This window comes from Sporosarcina sp. JAI121, from assembly GCF_013408665.1.
Taxonomy (GTDB): domain Bacteria; phylum Bacillota; class Bacilli; order Bacillales_A; family Planococcaceae; genus Sporosarcina.
The window spans coordinates 2,198,960-2,216,016 of sequence record NZ_JACCCL010000001.1 but is presented as its reverse complement, the minus strand read 5'-3'; the positions used below and the strand labels follow the sequence as shown (position 1 = coordinate 2,216,016).

The following is a 17,057-nucleotide window of genomic DNA, read 5'->3' as shown; positions in this document are numbered from 1 at the left end:
TCCATTTTATCTTCTCTTTCTTTCTGTACCTCCAAAAAGCGAAGACTAAACAAAAATATCGAGAGCATTGATTATCCGCGCAGATTTTTATAGGCATGAATGAACTTAGCCGGATCTGTATCGACTTCATATGTGAAGACTCCTTGGCTTGTATGTAAATAAAAGAAACCGCTCCCGCTGGAGAAAGGTTTGTAGGACATATCATGAACATGTTCCAATCCAAAATCATTTTTTGAAGTTGAAATTGAGTCAGTATATAAATGGATGTTATGTACAGTTCGCTTCGTTTTTTGATCATACCAACCCATAATTCGTTCAACCGAAATATAGGCAAGTGTAGCAACTGTTTGCTTGTTCGATTCATTCATCGGGATTCCTCCGTTACTGAAAATAGTACTTGATATCATTCCCATCCTAACAGGTATTTAGCGATAATCCTAAGAGAAATGATTTATATGTGTAAAAGTTCAGCGAAGGGGAATGAACTGTATAAGGAGGTTGATATGATGAAGAAAATTTCTGTTTTCATCTTGACTATGGCATTTTCATTTGTGTTGGTTGCATGCGGGAATGCTGAGAAGGATAACGGTAAGGCAGTGGACGAACCTGTTACAGATGAGACTAATAAAGGGGAAACAAATGGTGCAACTGTACCGAATGATACAATTGCAACAGACGAGACACAGGGGAGCGAAAGTGCAAACACTGAAAAAAACATGAATGCAGCAAATCAGGAAGATATGCAAAAAAAGATGGATGATCTAGAGTATGTTGACTTCGAATTATCGGTTGACTATGCGAATCATCATAAGGAATATGAAGCAGAACTTGAAAAGAACAGTGACAATTCAATAAAGGCGGAAATAGAGGATTCACTTAATAAAGTTAAGAAAAAGGGAACGGAAGCGTTCGATGAACTTTACCCAATGGTGAAGCAGTTAACAATTACTCAACAGACGAGTAAGGCAGACGCAATTCAAGAAGTGATGAGCACATTTGATTTACCGAATGATTATACGGAGTTTGAGATGGAAATCAGATTTAATGATGGAACGAAAATAGAATTTGAAGATAGAAAGTAAAATTGCGGATTTGAGTGGCTCCTGAAAAAGTCTGCTATTAAAAAGTTGACATAGGATTGTTCATACTAAACGCTACGGCGCTTTGTGGATGCCTCCACCGATAAGCCAGGCAGAAAACCGATGCCAGTCTTATCGCTTCGGCTACCACATAAAAGGCGCCAACGCTAGTTTTCCAAGTATATTGAAGACACCTAATTCGTAGATATAGTGTATACAAATGACAGGCGGGCTTTACCTCGGTAGTAACGAGGCAAGGCGTGCTGTTTTTGTTAATCATCATTCATTCCACAAATAATAATCTTGGCCTGATACTGACACGAAGCCAATGGATTCATATAGGCGAAGAGCGTTATCGTTTTTTGTCTCCACTTCCAGTTGAATGGTGCAACCCGCTTCATGCTCTTTTTTAACAACGTTTCGAAGTGCTTTACTGCCATAGCCTTTCCCTTGAAATTCCGGCAACACAGCAAATCCATAAATATACGCTTCTTTTTCCATTCTGCTGACGCGTATTTTGCCGATTGCTTCCTTCGCCACTTCAATGATGAAATGGTATTCATCAGGTCTGTTTTTAACACGATCATTGTGAAGGCGTGCATCAGATTCAGTCACGTCGAATGCGAGAACATCAAGTTGTACCTCGAAATCCGAATCCTCGGGCTCTGATTTCCGCAAATGGATATCATCACTTTTCTCGAGAAGTTGTTCCTTCCAGTGCATTTGGAACTCGGAAAAGACATACTCGCACGGCTGGGTCACCAACCATTCTTTAGCGGATAACGAAGAGGAGGGGGCATTCAATAATATCTTTTTGAATCCCTTTTCTTTAATAGTGGATAGTGCTTCTTGCCAAAGGTTAGAAAAGAGGCGTTTTCTTCTTTCACCAGGCTTAACCACTCCACAAACCTCTACAGTAGATCCGAAGCTGTATAATGCTAAAAAAGCGACGAGCTCTCCGTTTTCTTCATGAAAGAAATCCATCCGCTCGTCATCTCTCCGGCGCAACATCTCCCAATTTAACTTTAATTTGATATCATCGGTTTTCTCACATTCATGTTGAAGTAATTCAATCGCTTGGGTTTGTTCTTTTGTTAGCATATTTCACTCTCCATTTCATAACCTAAGACTACTATATACAAACAGGTAAGGGAGGGGAAATAGATTATTGAAAATAATCTATAGATTGTGTCGCCTACGAATTATCCATTTCTCTCTCGTGACAACTTTCATGGATTGAAGTATGATGAATGAGGTTGTTTTCGTCAGAATATCTGACAAATAATATTGAAAGTGAGTATATGCATGACTATCATTCAAAACATAATAAGTTTCATATTACATATTGATGAGCATTTGGTTGAGATCATCCAAAACTTCGGATCATTGTCATATGTAATTGTATTTTTAATCGTATTTGTTGAAACCGGTCTTGTCATTTTCCCTTTTTTACCGGGCGACTCCTTACTATTTGCAAGTGGGGCACTTGCCGCAATGGGTGCATTTAACATTGTTCTTCTGCTTATTGTGTTTTTCACCGCAGCTGTCATTGGCGATACGGTAAATTATCATATTGGTAAAAAAGTTGGTACTGCAATCTCGCCGAATAGTCTGATCGGCAAATTTATCAATCAAGAAAAAATGCGAATCGCAGAAAACTTTTTTAATAGGCATGGAGGTAAAACGATAGTAATTGCCCGTTTTATGCCTTTCATCCGTACGTTTGCGCCTTTTGTAGCAGGGGCAAGTCGTATGAACTACAGTTACTTCTTATTTTACAACATTGTAGGTGCTGTACTATGGGTGGGAATCTGTACGATTGCAGGGTATTACTTCGGGAATATACCTATCGTCAAAGATAACTTTTCTACTGTTCTTTTATTAATTATCTTTGCGTCCGTGTTACCTGCGGTTATCGGTATTATACGGAATCGTTCGCAGAAAAAATAAGCATATTTTTAACGAAGAAACACCTATTGGACAAAACGTGGCGACTGAAAAAATTACGTATAAATACCGTTCCAGTAAATTTGAATTTAAAAAGGCGACATTTCGTTCGGTAATGAACGAAATGTCGCCTTTCCTATTCATTCTTTTTTTTAATGGCCTCAACAAAACCAGGAGCTGTTTTCGTTTATTACCTTTGTATTTTCTCGATGACCTTCTTCATGTCCTCTATATACGAGGAATCGACATAATTAAATTCATTCACACTGACACCTTGTTCGTCGACTAGATAGAAGTTTGTTCCATGGATGACCTGATGGGACGATTCAGGTTTTTGAATAATTGTTTGAAATTGTTCTCTCGCAAAAACTTCGATTTCGTTTTGTGAATAGCCGGTCAGCATGTGCCAGTTTGTTTCATCATCTGAAAACCGCTGGATATAATTTTTGAGAACGTCAGGTGAATCTACTTTTGGATCGACTGTGAATGACACGAATTCAACCTGTATGCCTTCCTCATTGAATTTTTTTTGTAAGGTAGCCATTTCCGCCGACATCGTAGGGCAGACGGTATTACAATTCGTGAAAATGAAATCAGCAATCCAAACCTTTCCTTCCAACTCTACTGTGCCGAAAGACTGTCCATCCTGGTCGGTATAGGAAAAGGGCGCAATTTCCTTTCCGGTTTGAGGCACAGAACCGCAAGCGGAGAGAAGGGCTACAAAAACAAAGGAAATAAGTATATAGCGTGTTTTCTTCATGTCACACCTCTTCCTTTATGTCAGATGATAGACCTGGTAATTGGATAATGACTGTTGTTCCCGAAACGGCGTCGCTGGTTATCGAAAAAGTTCCGTTATGTAATCGGATGATCTCCTTTACGATAGGAAGCCCCAGACCTGTTCCGCCGGTTGTCCGATTCCGGGCTTTATCCGTCCGGAAGAAACGGTCGCCAATTCGCGTGAGATCATCATCGTCAATTAAAATTCCGTCGTTCGTAACTTGAAATTGCAACAAACCATCTTTTTTAGTTACTTCAATCGATAAGATTCCATTCATGACAGAATATTTTACGGCGTTATCTATCGTATTGTAAAAGACTTGTTGGATTCTTTTTGAATCTCCTGTGAATATAAGCTCCTCTTCAATGTTCAGTTTGAGATTCAGTTGTTTTTCTGCGATATGAATGGCGAACAAGTCGATTGTTTCGACTACCAATTGAGCAACGGCAATTGGCTGCAGGTCTATTGAATACAAATCTTCTTGCAGATGATTCAATTCGACCAGGTCGGTGATCAATTTCGTCAATCGATCCGTTTCTTTTTCAATCGTCGTCAAGTAGCTTTGTGCCTCTTCCGGCGATGAATATATTTTCTCTTTGAGAACATGCGTGTAACCGCTGATATAAGTTAGCGGTGTACGAAGTTCATGTACGATATTTGAAGTGAATTCCTTTTTGCGCTCTTCCTGTTGCTCCAATGACTTGCTCATCAGATTGAAAGCTTTTGTTACTTGACCGATTTCATCATCCCGATCGCTTTGAATCCGGTTTGAATAGTTTCCTTTAGATACCTCATAGGAAAGTTGCTGAAGATCTTGGAGCGGTCTGAATAAGGATCGCCAGGCCCGATTGACGACTAAAAAAAGGATGATGAAAAACGATGAGCCGACAATCAGCAAAATTGGAATGCTATCTTGGAAAACGTCCTGGACTGCTGCAAGCGGGACATAGATATAGATGAAACCGATGAGTCCATTCTCGCCTTTAATGGGGAATATAGCCCCCAGAATTTCACGATTAAGTTCCTCTACGAATCCTTCCTTTAAAACATGGGAACCTCTTTCTAACTCCGCGCGGTCACTTGCATCAACCAAGGTTTCATAATTGATTTTGTAAGGGAAATAGGAAGTGAGATCTTCCAAATTATCAACGACGATAATTTCATATTCTGAAACGATGTTATACCATTGGATCTTCTCGATGATTTCGTCACTTAATTCTCCGTAATGATAGTGGGATGCCGTTCTTTTCCCTTGATAGACAATGGATTTTTCAATACTTGTTAAATACAATTCGGAATAGAGGTAATGGATAAAGAAAAAGGAAAAAAGGATTGTAAATCCGATACTGAAGATTAGAACGACTAATATTTTTTTGCTCAATGTAAGTTTCTTCATCTTCACACCCCGAATTTGTAACCGATTCCCCAAACTGTTTCAATCAGCTCCCCGTCAGTCCCCATTTTGAGCCGAAGTGTTTTGATATGAGTATCAACCGTGCGCTCGCTGCTTTGATGCTCCTCGCCCCAGACAATATGTAACAGTTGTTCCCTTGAATAGACCCGTCCTTTATTCTTAGCGAGTAAATGGAGGATACCAAACTCTTTTACTGTCAATGACAACGGGATTTCGTTTAGGATCGCTGTATGTGCGCTGGTATCGATAACAAGCGGACCGACTTTCAAAGTATCAGGGATCGGTTTATTTTGATAGGAACGTCTCAGAACCGACTCTACTCGAGCAAGAAGCTCACCTGGCAAGAACGGTTTAACTATATAATCGTCACCGCCGAGTTTTAGGCCTTGTATCTTATCCCATTCCTCCCCTTTTGCTGATAAAAAAATAAGAGGAATCGTCGATGTGCGCTTTATTTCCTTGGCAAAGGTGAAGCCATCCATGAAGGGCATCATTACATCGACGATCAGCAACTGGGGGGGTGTCTCGTCCAACAATGAAAGCGCATGGACACCGTCCGTTGCTTCGATGACAGAGTAGCCTTCTTTTTCCAGGAACATCCTTATCAGTTTCCTCATTTGCGGTTCATCGTCTATAATCATAATGGTGGATGAATTCAATTTAAAACCTCATTTCATTAGAAAGATAGCTCATTTTATTAATCATCTCCAATAATTGTGAAAAACATGTGAAATGGAGGACTTCACATTTATTTCTAATTTATCTCTTATAATCATATCGAACATACCGAACTACGTTAAGTGAAAAGACAATGGAGGAATAGAAATGAAAAGAAAAAGTGGATTATTTTTTATGATACTAGTGTTAACAATGTTGGCGGCATGCGGTAAAGAGCAACCGGCGAAAGAAAACATTGGTGAAGTACCACTGCCGCTCGATGTTGAACTGACGGTTCCGGAACAAGTAGAAGTGGGCGGCAAGGTGGAAATGGCCGCGGTCGTTACGCAAGGCGAAGAAAAGATTGAAGATGCGGATGAAGTGGAATTTGAAATTTGGGAAGAAGGTAAAAAAGACGACAGCATCAAGGTTGCATCGATAAATGAAAAAGACGGATTGTATACAGCTGAAACAACGTTTGATCATGATGGATTGTTCCACATACAAGTGCATGTAACTGCAAGAAGCTTGCATACGATGCCGAAAAAAGAAGTGACAGTCGGTGAGGGCGGGAATTATGAAGAGGCTGTTGAGGAGGAACAGGAACACGCGCATGCTGATGGATTTTCGATGGACTTTTTGAAACCTGAAAACGCGGAGGCTGGCGAATCATTAGAACTTGTCGTCAAGCTTAAAGTGGATGGTCAATCGTTTGAAAAAGCGCAAGTGCGCTACGAAATCTGGAATGTATCAACTCCGGACAAACACGATTGGATTGATGCTGAAGAATTGGCCGCCGGTGAATATACAGCTCCCTACACATTTGCACAGGCAGAATCGTACAACATTCAAATCCATGTAAAAGACGATAAAGACTTACATGAACATGAAGAATATACAGTGGAAGTTAAATAAAATGAAAATGGAACCTGCTCGCCTAACAAAGCGTGAGGTTCCATTTTTAGTTTCAGGATTAGAAAAACATTTCATAAATGCCAATCACGATAAGCAAGAGTCCGGCTATGCTATTTGAATATTTGCCGAATAGTGTATTGCAGACTTTATTGCCGAGCATAACGCCAAGAAAAATTGAAATCACCGAAAATAAACCGATCGAGATGGAAGTGAAAAGCGGTGAGAGGCCAGTAATACCGGCGGCAAAACCAATTGTTAAGCAGTTTAAGGCTAGCACAAATCCTAGAAAAACAGATTCTTTCAAAGTGATTTGCTTCGCTTTATTTAAACTAGGGATTACGGCGTGGGACTCGCCTAATTGGATTGACTTGTTTTTTCTAAATACAGGCGAAGTTATGATAAACCATATACCAAGACCCATTATTAGGAATCCTCCGATATAGCTGGCCATTGCTTGTGATAAGTAAGTAGATAAATAACTGCCAGCGGTTATTGAAATATATGCAAAAATAATTGAGATAAGGGAAATGATTAAATTGTATAGGAAAGGAATTTTATTTAATCTCAGACCATAGGATACACTTATTACTAAATTATCGATATTAGCTGCAACACCTATTAATAATATAGTTAGCCCTTGCATGTTAGTTTCCCCCTGCAACTGTTCGTTCATCATCTATACTATATGAGCAAATAGGAAGTTGCGCGCGGGCTTGCTTTAAAAAATGATGCAGGGAGAAAAGAATTTGAATAGGGTTTTCCGGTCGTGAACGTCAGGGAGGCTTTTTTTTCTATTGGATTTACGTTGAATATTGATAATACGCCCAAATCATAGTAAACGACCTTGAATAAGGTATATTCAAAAGGGGTTTTATTATGGGACGCGAATTCATCGATATTTTTGATGATTGGATTCATTCATATGACGCATCAGTCGCTGGGGAAGACCCGCAATATCGCGATGTATTCAAGGGGTATGAGGAGATTTTAAATGCTGTCGCAAGCAAAGTTGGTGGAGTTGTACTTGAGTTCGGTACAGGGACAGGAAACCTGACGGCAAAATTAATTGATGCCGGTCATGAAGTGATTGGCATTGAGCCCAATACAGCGATGCGGCGAATAACGGCAGAACGATTCCCTTCAATTGAGGTCAAAGACGGAGATTTAGTAGATTTTGAAATCGGTAGACCATCAATCGATTCCATTGCAAGCTCATATGTGTTTCATCATTTAACGGATAAAGAAAAAGGAATTGCACTGAATAAGTATGCTCAACTATTGTCGCCAAAGGGGAAAATTGTTTTTGCGGATACCGCTTTTCTATCAGAGGAGGCAAAGCTTGCGCAAATTGATAAAGAGCGGGCGAGAAATTTTCATGACGTTGCAGACGATTTGGAACGTGAATATTATACAACCCTGCCTGTTTTACTGAATCTGTTTACACATGCCGGATTCGAAGTAACGTTTACGCAATTAAACGATTTTGTCTGGCTAATGGATGCAACTAAACGATAAGGAGATACCATGATGAGAAAACTGAAAGTGGAAAGCTTTAACTTGGATCATACGAAAGTTGCTGCGCCGTATGTGCGTTTAGCAGGGAAAAAACAAGGCACTTATGGGGATGAAGTGTATAAATATGATTTGCGTTTCACGCAACCGAACAAGCAAATTATGAAAATGGATGCACTTCATTCAATCGAGCATTTAATGGCGGAGAACATTCGAAATCATTCGGATAATGTTGTCGATCTTAGTCCGATGGGTTGCCAAACCGGCTTTTACTTGTCAGTCATCAATCACGATGATTATGAGGATATACTTGTCATTTTAGAAAAAACATTACGGGATGTACTTGTCGCAACGGAAGTCCCAGCGTGCAACGAGGTACAGTGTGGATGGGCCGCCAATCACAGCTTGGAAGGCGCCAAAGAGTTGGCAGGAAATATGCTTGCTAAAAAAGATGAATGGCGACATGTATACGCAGGGGAAGTATAAGGCGTGTTTACTTGAATTCTTCGCAGAAGCGTTACTGAAACAAAATGGGAAGCTATTCATATTCACCATGAATAGCTTTTTTTCATGAACTGAAACGGTGGCTGCCAACATGTATAATGAAGTAATCACTTAATCAAAGGGGCGATCAAGATGGCAGAACATCACTTCCATTTAAAAGCGGACTGGCCTGGTTTACGAAATGATATAGGAACAATTGACGCAGGTAATTTAAAGACAGAAGTGTCCATTCCACCTGAAATGGATGGACCAGGTATCGGTACAAATCCGGATGAAATGCTGTTAGGTGCTGCGGCGACATGTTATATCATCACGCTTGCCGCCATGATGGAACGCAGTAAGCTTGAGAAGGAAGCTTTGACAATGGGGTCCGTCGGTATTGTTGACGTAACGAATGGTGTCATTACCTACAAAAAGATTATCCACAAACCTCAAATCGTCCTGAAATCGGATGCGACTGAAAAGGATCAAGAACTAGCTCATAAGCTTGCGGAAAAAGCGGAAATATCCTGCATGATCAGCCGAGCGATCAAAGGGAATGTGGAAATTGAGCTGGACGCAATTGTAACAAAATAGAAAGATAAAATGAAAAGACGGTGCTCACAGGTATGTGAACGCCGTCTTTTCTTATTTTGACTTATCGGATGAATCTTTTTGCAGATTTCTAATTGGCACAAGGTCAAAAATATCGTGGTCTTCAAATGCATCGATTAGCCGGTCTAACCATTCATAATAGGCGCGCATATACTGCAATTTATCTATATCAATCATTACTTCTGATTTCAACTCTTCACTAATTGCGGGATCATTCATCAATTCATCCAGTTCAGCCAAGGATTTTCTAATGGCGCCTGAATGTTGAGAAACCGATTTTCGCCACTTAATCGAAAATAAGTCGATAAAGCTTTGATACCAATCTTCAGATACTTGATAAAGGTCTTTACGAACCCCTCTTTTCCACGCTCGTTCCACTAACTTCAAATCGGATAATGCTCTGACAGATGTACTCATACTTGTTTTGCTCATCCCAAGTTCTTCTGTCATGTCATCCAAAGTTAGGGGTTCATTATGAAAGAACATCGTCCCATACTGTCTCCCAGCAGAAGGCGTAAGACCGTAAAGATGTATATTTTGTGCGATTGTCTCAATGATACGCTCACGGGCTTTTTCAAGTTTTTTTGTACCGTCCATAAACGTCATCCCTCCACTTGTTATCGGCATACCAGAACCGATTCGGCTATTTTCTTATAGCGTATTATATCCCAAAGGAAAAAGCAATTTAGAGTTAGTATAGTTTGAACGGTTTTTTCTGTACAAACAATTTAATTTGTAAATACGGTTGTATTACATTTTTGTTATGCCTATACTAGTAGACATTCGCAAGTTTTGAAATCGTAAGGAGTGTAAGTATGAGTGAAGAAATTGCCTGTAAGAAAATCGAAGTCATAAACACAACGAAGATTTTCGGCAAAAACGCAAAGCGGGCTTCGCAGCTGCTGAGTGAAGGAAAAACGAAGAAAGAAATTTTGAAGGCGACCGGCGCAACAGTCGGTGTGAAGAATGCCTCGTTCGACGTGTATGAAGGTGAAATATTCGTCATTATGGGATTGTCAGGCAGCGGGAAATCAACGCTCGTCAGATTGCTGAACAGGTTGATTGATCCGACAATGGGCAATATTCTGCTGGACGGTGAGGATATCGTCAAGATGAATAAAGAGCAACTTCGGAATGTAAGGCGCAAGAAAATTGGAATGGTATTTCAGAATTTTGCTCTTTTTCCCCATAAGACGATTCTTGAAAATACGGAATACGGATTGGAAATCCAAGGAGTTGCGAAGGCGGAACGTCAAGCCAAAGCAAAAGAATCCTTGGGGTTGGTCGGACTTGCAGGGTATGAAGACCAGTACCCAAGTCAGTTGAGCGGAGGCATGCAGCAACGTGTCGGTTTGGCAAGAGCACTTGCCAACGGACCGGATGTATTACTGATGGACGAAGCATTCAGTGCACTAGATCCATTGATCCGAAAAGATATGCAAGACGAATTGTTGCAGCTTCATAATGATATGGGGAAAACAATCATTTTCATCACTCATGACCTTGATGAGGCACTTCGTATCGGAGATCGCATCGCATTGATGAAAGACGGGGAAATCGTTCAAGTCGGCACGCCTGAAGAAATATTGATGAGTCCGTCGAATGAATATGTAGAACGATTTGTAGAAGATGTGGACCTTGCCAAAGTATTAACAGCGGGACATATCATGAAAAAAGCGGATACGGTTCAGGTAGACCGTGGTCCTAGGGTAGCACTTCGAATGATGAAGCGATTGGGGATTTCTTCGATTTACGTTGTTGATAAAGCGAACCGTCTTTTAGGTGCCGTCACGGCCCAAGAAGCAGGTTTAGCCATTGAAGCAGGAAAATCACTTGAAGCAATCATGATTTCTGACCTTCCGATGATTCTTCCGGAAACCGTACTGAACGATTTATTCGATGTCGTATCGACAGCCGTTGTACCGGTTGCAGTCGTAGATGAAAATGAAAAGCTTCAAGGAATTATTATTCGTGGTGCACTGATTGGTGCGTTATCAGGCGACAATCAGTTTATTAATAATAACGGAACTATCGGTTCCGATGAAAAAGTGGATACGGAGGTGAAGGCGAATGAATAACCTTTTACCGCGTCTTCCATTTGCAGATTGGATCGATGATGGAGTAGATTGGCTAGTAGTGACGTTCGGCACATTGTTTGATGGGATTTCAAACTTTCTCAAGGGCATTGTTGAAGGGTCAGTGGAGTGGTTAGATATGGTGCCATCCATTTTACTAGCCGTGCTATTCGCCTTGCTCGCGTGGTTCATTTCCACCCGGCGCATTGCTTTATTCACATTGATCGGCTTGTTGTTCATAGATTACTTGGGCTATTGGTATCCGATGCTGCAAATGCTTGCGCTCGTCCTCACCTCTGTGTTCTTTGCGCTGGTGATTGGTATCCCGATCGGTATTTGGGGTTCCCAACAAGCGACAGCAAGGAAAATCATCAACCCGATATTGGATCTTATGCAGACGATGCCGGCATTCGTATATTTGTTACCTGCCATTTTCTTCTTCAACATCGGGGTTGTTCCAGGCGTTGTAGCATCTGTCATCTTTTCGATGCCGCCGACAATCCGTTTGACGATGCTCGGTATTGAGCAAGTTCCAAAGGATTTAATCGAGGCGACGGAAGCTTTCGGTTCGACAACATGGCAGAGGTTGGGGAAAGTACAAATTCCACTTGCAAAACCGACAATCATGGCGGGAGTAAATCAAAGCATCATGCTTTCCCTATCTATGGTTGTTATCGCATCAATGGTTGGTGCACCAGGGCTTGGTGAAGAAGTGTACCGGGCTGTAACACAATTGAAAACGGGCGTCGGTTTTGAGACCGGATTGTCCATCGTAATCGTAGCAATCATTTTAGATCGCATCACGCAGCACGCAGGAAAGAAAAAACAAGGGGGAACTACATGATGAAACTAACTAAAAAAGTATTAGGACTAGGGGCGGTCGCATTGCTAGCAGTAGGACTTGCTGCATGTGGCAATGACAATGACACAGACAAAACAGAATCAGGCGGGGATACAACGAAATCAGTAGGTGAATCAGTTGACTATAAGATTACGGGTATCGATCCAGGTGCAGGTATCATGCAAGCGACTGAAAAAGTGTTGGAAGAATATGACCTTACAGATTGGACGCTAACAACGGGTTCAGGTGCTGCGATGACAGCTTCACTGAAAAAAGCGTATGACAAAGAGCGGCCGATCATCATAACGGGCTGGACACCGCACTGGATGTTTGCAAAGTATGATTTGAAATATCTTGAAGATCCAAAAGGCGTATACGGCGGGGAAGAGCAAATACGTACTATCGGAAGACTCGGTTTGGCGGAAGACCTGCCCGAAGCGCATCAAATCTTATCGCAGTTCAACTGGACTGAGGCTGAAATGGGCGAAATAATGGTAGCGATTCAAGAGGGCGAAAAAGAAGTTGTAGCAGCGCAAAACTGGGTTGATGCAAACGAAGAAAAAGTAGCTGCATGGACAGAAGGCGTAGAAAAAGTGGACGGCGATGAAATCAAACTTGCTTATGTCGCATGGGACAGTGAAATCGCGAGCCATAACGTCATGAAAATTGTTTTGGAAGATATGGGTTATAAAGTGACATTGACACAAGTTGAAGCAGGTCCTTTATGGACAGCGGTGTCTGACGGCAGTGCGGATGCATCGCTTGCAGCTTGGATGCCATTAACACACAAAACATATGCTGAGAAATTCGAAGGTAAGTTTGAAGAGCTTGGCGTCAATATGGAAGGTGTCAAAGTCGGTCTGGTGGTACCGGAATATATGGATATCTCTTCAATTGAAGACTTGAAAGAATAAGTTAAATTCATTTATTAGACTCAGTACCGTTAAATCGGGCTGAGTCTTTTTTGATTTACCGGGAGTAGTATGATAACTTTAAAGTAGCACATATAAACAAACTCTTCGGGGCAAGGTGAAATTCCTTACCGGCGGTGATCGAGCATAGCTCGTCAGTCCGTGACCCGTCCTTCCTCGTTTGGAAGGCGGTGGAGCTGGTGTAATTCCGGCACCGACAGTTACAGTCTGGATGGGAGAAGTTTTTTGGTTGTATGTGCTATGCTTGCAGGCTCTGCCCTTTCACAAATTGAAAGGGGGAATGCAAATGGATCCTCAACATTATATGAGAATTGCTCTTGAACTGGCGCGTACTGCACAAGGACAAACTTCACCAAATCCACTAGTTGGTTCTGTTTGTGTAAAAGACCGTCAGATTATCGGAACCGGTGCACACTTAAAAGCTGGGACACCTCATGCTGAAGTGCATGCACTGACGATGGCAGGTGCGAATTCCATAGGTGCAGATCTATACATGACACTGGAACCGTGTGCCCATACTGGGATGACGCCCTCGTGTACGGATCTCATCATATCGTCTGGAATTCAACGTGTTTTTATTGCGTCCATCAATCCGAAGTCTTCTGTCAATGGAAGCGGAATCCAGCTTCTTAAAGCTGCCAGAATTGAAGTTTTCACTGGCATATTACAGGAAGAGGCAGAGCAGTTAAACCAAGCATTTTTTCATTTCATTAAATACGGGACACCATACGCCACCTTGAAAGCCGCCGCAACTCTAGACGGTAGACTTTCAACGCAGAATGGGGACAGCAAATGGATTACTTCGGCTGCATCACGAACCGACGTCCATCACCTCCGCAATATCCATGATGCTTTTTTGGTCGGTGTACAAACCGTACTTCACGATAACCCTTTCCTCACCACCCGTTTGCCCCATGGTGGAAAGAATCCAATTCGAATTATTTTAGACCGGCATCTCAGGACGCCAAAAACAGCGAATGTCGTTATTGACGTCGCTGCGGAAACAATTATTTTCACACTCGATTCACCAGAGTCGGGAACCGCTTTTTTTGAACGAAGTATTAAAACGTCTAGCGGAAAAAGGAATCATGACGTTGTTTGTCGAAGGCGGCAGCCGTATTCATTCCAGTTTTTTCAAGGAAGGTCTTGCGTATGAACTTTATTTGTATAGGGCTCCGCGACTGATCGGCAACAGTGCTTCTTTATTCATGGACGACATGCGGAACGTGATGGCGGTAGGTGAATCACTCCGTTTTTTAGATGTGCGGCAGATCGGGTTAGACATCCGAATACACGCCAAGTTCTTGAAGGAGGATTGACGGCAGTTGTTTACTGGAATTATCGAAGAAATAGGAACAGTTACAGCGGTCAGGCCAGGATCGAATTCATCGCAACTATCGATTCGTTGCACCAAAGTGCTGAGCGATGTTAAAAAAGGCGACAGCCTGGCAGTGAACGGTGTTTGTTTGACGGTGTCAGACTTTTCTAGCAATCAATTTACAGCGGACGTCATGCCCGAGACTGTCAAAGCGACAACGCTTCATGCATTGCGGACGGGAAGTCCCGTCAATTTGGAGCGTGCGATGTCGGCAGAGGGCCGTTTCGGCGGGCATATAGTCAGTGGGCACGTTGATGGCACCGGCGAAGTTGTGTCGGTTAGACAAAAAGAAAATGCAATTTATATAGAAATCAGTATCGAAGCAGGGTTATTGAAATACTTTATCCCGAAAGGTTCAGTAACTGTGGACGGGACTTCACTTACCGTCTTTGGTGTAACAGATAAAAGTTTTATCATCTCACTAATTCCGGTCACTCAAGATGATTCAATCATAGGCCGAAAGCGGGCCGGGGATAAAGTGAACGTGGAATGCGACATGCTGGCAAAATATATCGAACGGCTAATGACTACTAACAAAGAGAATTCAACTGGCGGTTTAACAATGGATACGCTTGTCGCAAGTGGATTCCTCAGTTAAGGGGGAAAAATAGATGTACACTACAGTAGAAGAAGCAGTCGAAGAACTGAAAAAAGGAAAAGCGATCATTGTAGTTGACGATGAGGATCGGGAAAACGAAGGGGACTTTGTTGCACTCGGTGAATTCGCAACGCCGGAAATGATTAATTTCATGGCGACAGAAGGCCGCGGTTTGATTTGCGTGCCGATAGATGAAGAGAAATCGCAGCAGCTTGACCTTGGACTTATGACGGACAATAATACGGATGTGAACGGAACAGCTTTCACGATTAGCATTGATCACGCGGATTGTCATACTGGAATTTCTGCATTTGAACGGTCGGAAACCGTATTGAAGATGCTGGGGAACGAAGCTGCACCGACTGACTTCAGAAGACCGGGACATATTTTCCCGTTGATTGCCAAGGCTGGCGGCGTCTTAAAGAGGGCAGGTCATACAGAAGCCGCGGTCGACCTTGCGAAGCTTGCCGGGTCAGAACCGGTGGGCGTTATATGTGAAATTATGAATGTCGATGGAACGATGGCTAGAGGGCCACAGCTGAAGGAAATCGCGGAAAAGTATGACCTGGTAATTTTAACGATTCAGGATCTGATTGCTTATCGCCGAACTACCGAAGAACTTGTCGAGCGTATCGTGGATATTCACTTGCCGACGGATTATGGGGATTTCAAAGCTGTTGCGTTCCAAGAAATAGAAACCGGGCATGAACATATCGCTTTGATTAAAGGTGATATTGAACATGCTGAAAATGTGCTAGTCCGCGTTCATTCGGAATGTTTGACAGGTGATGTATTTGGTTCATGCCGATGTGATTGCGGTCCCCAGCTTCAGGCAGCACTTGCACAAATTGAACAAGCCGGAAGAGGTGTCCTGTTATATATGCGTCAGGAAGGGCGGGGTATCGGTCTCGTCAATAAAATGAAGGCATACAAGCTGCAAGAAGAAGGATACGACACGGTAGAGGCCAATGAGAAACTAGGATTCCCGGATGACCTTCGTGATTACGGAATCGGCGCGCAAATCCTCCGAAATCTCGGGTTAACGTCGATTCATCTTTTGACAAACAACCCTCGTAAAATAGCGGGTCTTGCGGGACATGGGTTGGAAATAACGGAGCGCATTCAAATTGAAATGCCTGTAAAAGCTACTAATAAAGTTTATATGGCAACAAAGAAAAGTAAAATGGGACATTTATTGAATAGTTGAGGGGGAAATACTGATGGGAACAATTTTTGAAGGACATTTAGTAGGGACAGGGCTTAAAGTCGGTATCGTCGTGGCGAGATTCAATGATTTCATCACTGGAAAATTATTGGGCGGGGCGGAAGATGCATTGCGTCGTCACGGAGTGGCTGAAAGTGATATTTCGGTTGCGTGGGTGCCGGGTGCATATGAAATACCGCTCATTGCGAAAAAAATGGCTGCTTCCGGTAAGTACGATGCTGTTATCACACTTGGCACAGTCATCCGCGGAGCAACACCGCATTTCGATTTTGTTTGTAATGAAGTGGCAAAAGGAGTCGCCGCTATCAATCTGCAGGAAGGCATTCCGGTCATCTTCGGTGTCTTGACGACCGATACGATCGAACAAGCGATTGAACGGGCAGGAACGAAAGCCGGCAATAAAGGATGGGATGCAGGGAATGTAGCCATCGAAATGGCTAATTTATTGAAACAAATATAATTACTAAAGAGACTCAGTTTCCGGTTAATCGGAAACTGAGTCTTTTTTCATTCTTTGCTTGTTGTATGCAGACGCGTAGTCATTAGAATGGTATAATAAACTGAATAGTTAGATGTTTATTTTGCTGAAAAGGTTGAATGAAGAT

At 42.2% G+C, this 17,057-nt stretch carries 19 protein-coding genes, 1 pseudogene and 1 riboswitch; of the genes and pseudogenes, 13 read left to right on the top strand and 7 right to left on the bottom strand.

Annotated elements, in window-relative coordinates:
- Positions 1 to 71: 71 nt before the first annotated feature.
- Entirely contained in the window at positions 72 to 368 is a 297-nt protein-coding gene (locus HDC33_RS10395) for a hypothetical protein (RefSeq protein WP_179392363.1), read from the bottom strand.
- 138 nt (positions 369 to 506) lie between these two features.
- On the opposite strand from HDC33_RS10395, the gene HDC33_RS10390 reads away from it, so the two are divergent.
- Positions 507 to 1,082, top strand: coding sequence for a YusW family protein (locus tag HDC33_RS10390; protein WP_179392362.1), 576 nt, complete (start codon positions 507 to 509; stop codon positions 1,080 to 1,082).
- 276 nt (positions 1,083 to 1,358) lie between these two features.
- On the opposite strand, the gene HDC33_RS10385 is transcribed toward HDC33_RS10390, so the two are convergent.
- A complete protein-coding gene (locus HDC33_RS10385; RefSeq protein WP_179392361.1) occupies positions 1,359 to 2,180 on the bottom strand; it encodes a GNAT family N-acetyltransferase in 822 nt (273 codons plus the stop codon).
- A gap of 204 nt (positions 2,181 to 2,384) precedes the next feature.
- On the opposite strand from HDC33_RS10385, the gene HDC33_RS10380 reads away from it, so the two are divergent.
- Complete coding sequence (locus HDC33_RS10380; protein WP_179392360.1) at positions 2,385 to 3,029, top strand: VTT domain-containing protein; 645 nt, start codon at positions 2,385 to 2,387, stop codon at positions 3,027 to 3,029.
- 187 nt (positions 3,030 to 3,216) lie between these two features.
- Here HDC33_RS10380 and HDC33_RS10375 read toward each other — a convergent pair whose 3' ends face one another.
- Genes HDC33_RS10375 through HDC33_RS10365 form a run of 3 tightly spaced genes read right to left on the bottom strand, consistent with a single transcriptional unit; the run spans position 3,217 to position 5,880 of the window.
- Positions 3,217 to 3,786 carry an SCO family protein gene (locus HDC33_RS10375; protein ID WP_179392359.1) on the bottom strand — a complete coding sequence of 190 codons (570 nt, stop codon included), beginning with the start codon at positions 3,784 to 3,786 and terminating at the stop codon, positions 3,217 to 3,219.
- Position 3,787: 1 nt separating this feature from the next.
- On the bottom strand, positions 3,788 to 5,203 hold the full coding sequence (locus HDC33_RS10370; RefSeq protein WP_179392358.1) for a sensor histidine kinase: 1,416 nt from the start codon (positions 5,201 to 5,203) through the stop codon (positions 3,788 to 3,790).
- Between the two features lie 2 nt (positions 5,204 to 5,205).
- A complete protein-coding gene (locus tag HDC33_RS10365) occupies positions 5,206 to 5,880 on the bottom strand; it encodes a response regulator transcription factor (protein WP_255457333.1) in 675 nt (224 codons plus the stop codon).
- Positions 5,881 to 6,046: 166 nt separating this feature from the next.
- On the opposite strand from HDC33_RS10365, the gene HDC33_RS10360 reads away from it, so the two are divergent.
- Positions 6,047 to 6,793 carry a FixH family protein gene (locus tag HDC33_RS10360; protein ID WP_179392357.1) on the top strand — a complete coding sequence of 249 codons (747 nt, stop codon included), beginning with the start codon at positions 6,047 to 6,049 and terminating at the stop codon, positions 6,791 to 6,793.
- 58 nt (positions 6,794 to 6,851) lie between these two features.
- Here the strand turns inward: HDC33_RS10360 and HDC33_RS10355 are convergent, their stop codons facing one another.
- On the bottom strand, positions 6,852 to 7,436 hold the full coding sequence (locus tag HDC33_RS10355; RefSeq protein WP_179392356.1) for a manganese efflux pump: 585 nt from the start codon (positions 7,434 to 7,436) through the stop codon (positions 6,852 to 6,854).
- A 233-nt stretch (positions 7,437 to 7,669) separates the two neighbouring features.
- On the opposite strand from HDC33_RS10355, the gene HDC33_RS10350 reads away from it, so the two are divergent.
- The 3 genes from HDC33_RS10350 (at position 7,670) to HDC33_RS10340 (ending at position 9,385) form a co-directional block, all read left to right on the top strand.
- Positions 7,670 to 8,308 (top strand): class I SAM-dependent methyltransferase, encoded by a 639-nt coding sequence (locus tag HDC33_RS10350; protein ID WP_179392355.1) that lies wholly within the window; start codon positions 7,670 to 7,672, stop codon positions 8,306 to 8,308.
- A 12-nt stretch (positions 8,309 to 8,320) separates the two neighbouring features.
- Complete coding sequence (locus HDC33_RS10345) at positions 8,321 to 8,791, top strand: S-ribosylhomocysteine lyase (protein ID WP_179392354.1); 471 nt, start codon at positions 8,321 to 8,323, stop codon at positions 8,789 to 8,791.
- 150 nt (positions 8,792 to 8,941) lie between these two features.
- Entirely contained in the window at positions 8,942 to 9,385 is a 444-nt protein-coding gene (locus tag HDC33_RS10340; protein ID WP_179392353.1) for an OsmC family protein, read from the top strand.
- 51 nt (positions 9,386 to 9,436) lie between these two features.
- Here the strand turns inward: HDC33_RS10340 and HDC33_RS10335 are convergent, their stop codons facing one another.
- Positions 9,437 to 10,000: a GbsR/MarR family transcriptional regulator gene (locus HDC33_RS10335; RefSeq protein WP_179392352.1), complete on the bottom strand. Its 564-nt coding sequence runs from the start codon at positions 9,998 to 10,000 to the stop codon at positions 9,437 to 9,439.
- A 218-nt stretch (positions 10,001 to 10,218) separates the two neighbouring features.
- Between HDC33_RS10335 and HDC33_RS10330 the strand changes: the two genes are divergently transcribed.
- The 7 genes and pseudogenes from HDC33_RS10330 to ribH all read left to right on the top strand — a co-directional run bounded on the left by HDC33_RS10330 (position 10,219) and on the right by ribH (position 16,912).
- Complete coding sequence (locus HDC33_RS10330; RefSeq protein WP_218843192.1) at positions 10,219 to 11,481, top strand: quaternary amine ABC transporter ATP-binding protein; 1,263 nt, start codon at positions 10,219 to 10,221, stop codon at positions 11,479 to 11,481.
- Entirely contained in the window at positions 11,474 to 12,322 is an 849-nt protein-coding gene (locus tag HDC33_RS10325) for an ABC transporter permease (RefSeq protein WP_179392351.1), read from the top strand. The genes HDC33_RS10330 and HDC33_RS10325 overlap by 8 nt, the downstream gene beginning before the upstream one ends.
- Positions 12,319 to 13,233, top strand: coding sequence for a glycine betaine ABC transporter substrate-binding protein (locus HDC33_RS10320; RefSeq protein WP_179392350.1), 915 nt, complete (start codon positions 12,319 to 12,321; stop codon positions 13,231 to 13,233). The genes HDC33_RS10325 and HDC33_RS10320 overlap by 4 nt, the downstream gene beginning before the upstream one ends.
- A gap of 97 nt (positions 13,234 to 13,330) precedes the next feature.
- Positions 13,331 to 13,478, top strand: a riboswitch (FMN riboswitch).
- A gap of 59 nt (positions 13,479 to 13,537) precedes the next feature.
- Positions 13,538 to 14,570: pseudogene (gene ribD, locus HDC33_RS10315) on the top strand (bifunctional diaminohydroxyphosphoribosylaminopyrimidine deaminase/5-amino-6-(5-phosphoribosylamino)uracil reductase RibD).
- 6 nt (positions 14,571 to 14,576) lie between these two features.
- Positions 14,577 to 15,227 (top strand): riboflavin synthase, encoded by a 651-nt coding sequence (gene ribE, locus HDC33_RS10310; RefSeq protein ID WP_179392349.1) that lies wholly within the window; start codon positions 14,577 to 14,579, stop codon positions 15,225 to 15,227.
- Between the two features lie 13 nt (positions 15,228 to 15,240).
- Positions 15,241 to 16,434, top strand: coding sequence for a bifunctional 3,4-dihydroxy-2-butanone-4-phosphate synthase/GTP cyclohydrolase II (locus HDC33_RS10305; RefSeq protein WP_179392348.1), 1,194 nt, complete (start codon positions 15,241 to 15,243; stop codon positions 16,432 to 16,434).
- A gap of 13 nt (positions 16,435 to 16,447) precedes the next feature.
- The gene (gene ribH, locus HDC33_RS10300) at positions 16,448 to 16,912 is read left to right on the top strand and encodes a 6,7-dimethyl-8-ribityllumazine synthase (RefSeq protein ID WP_179392347.1); all 465 of its coding nucleotides are present in this window, start codon (positions 16,448 to 16,450) and stop codon (positions 16,910 to 16,912) included.
- The last annotated feature ends 145 nt before the right edge of the window (positions 16,913 to 17,057 follow it).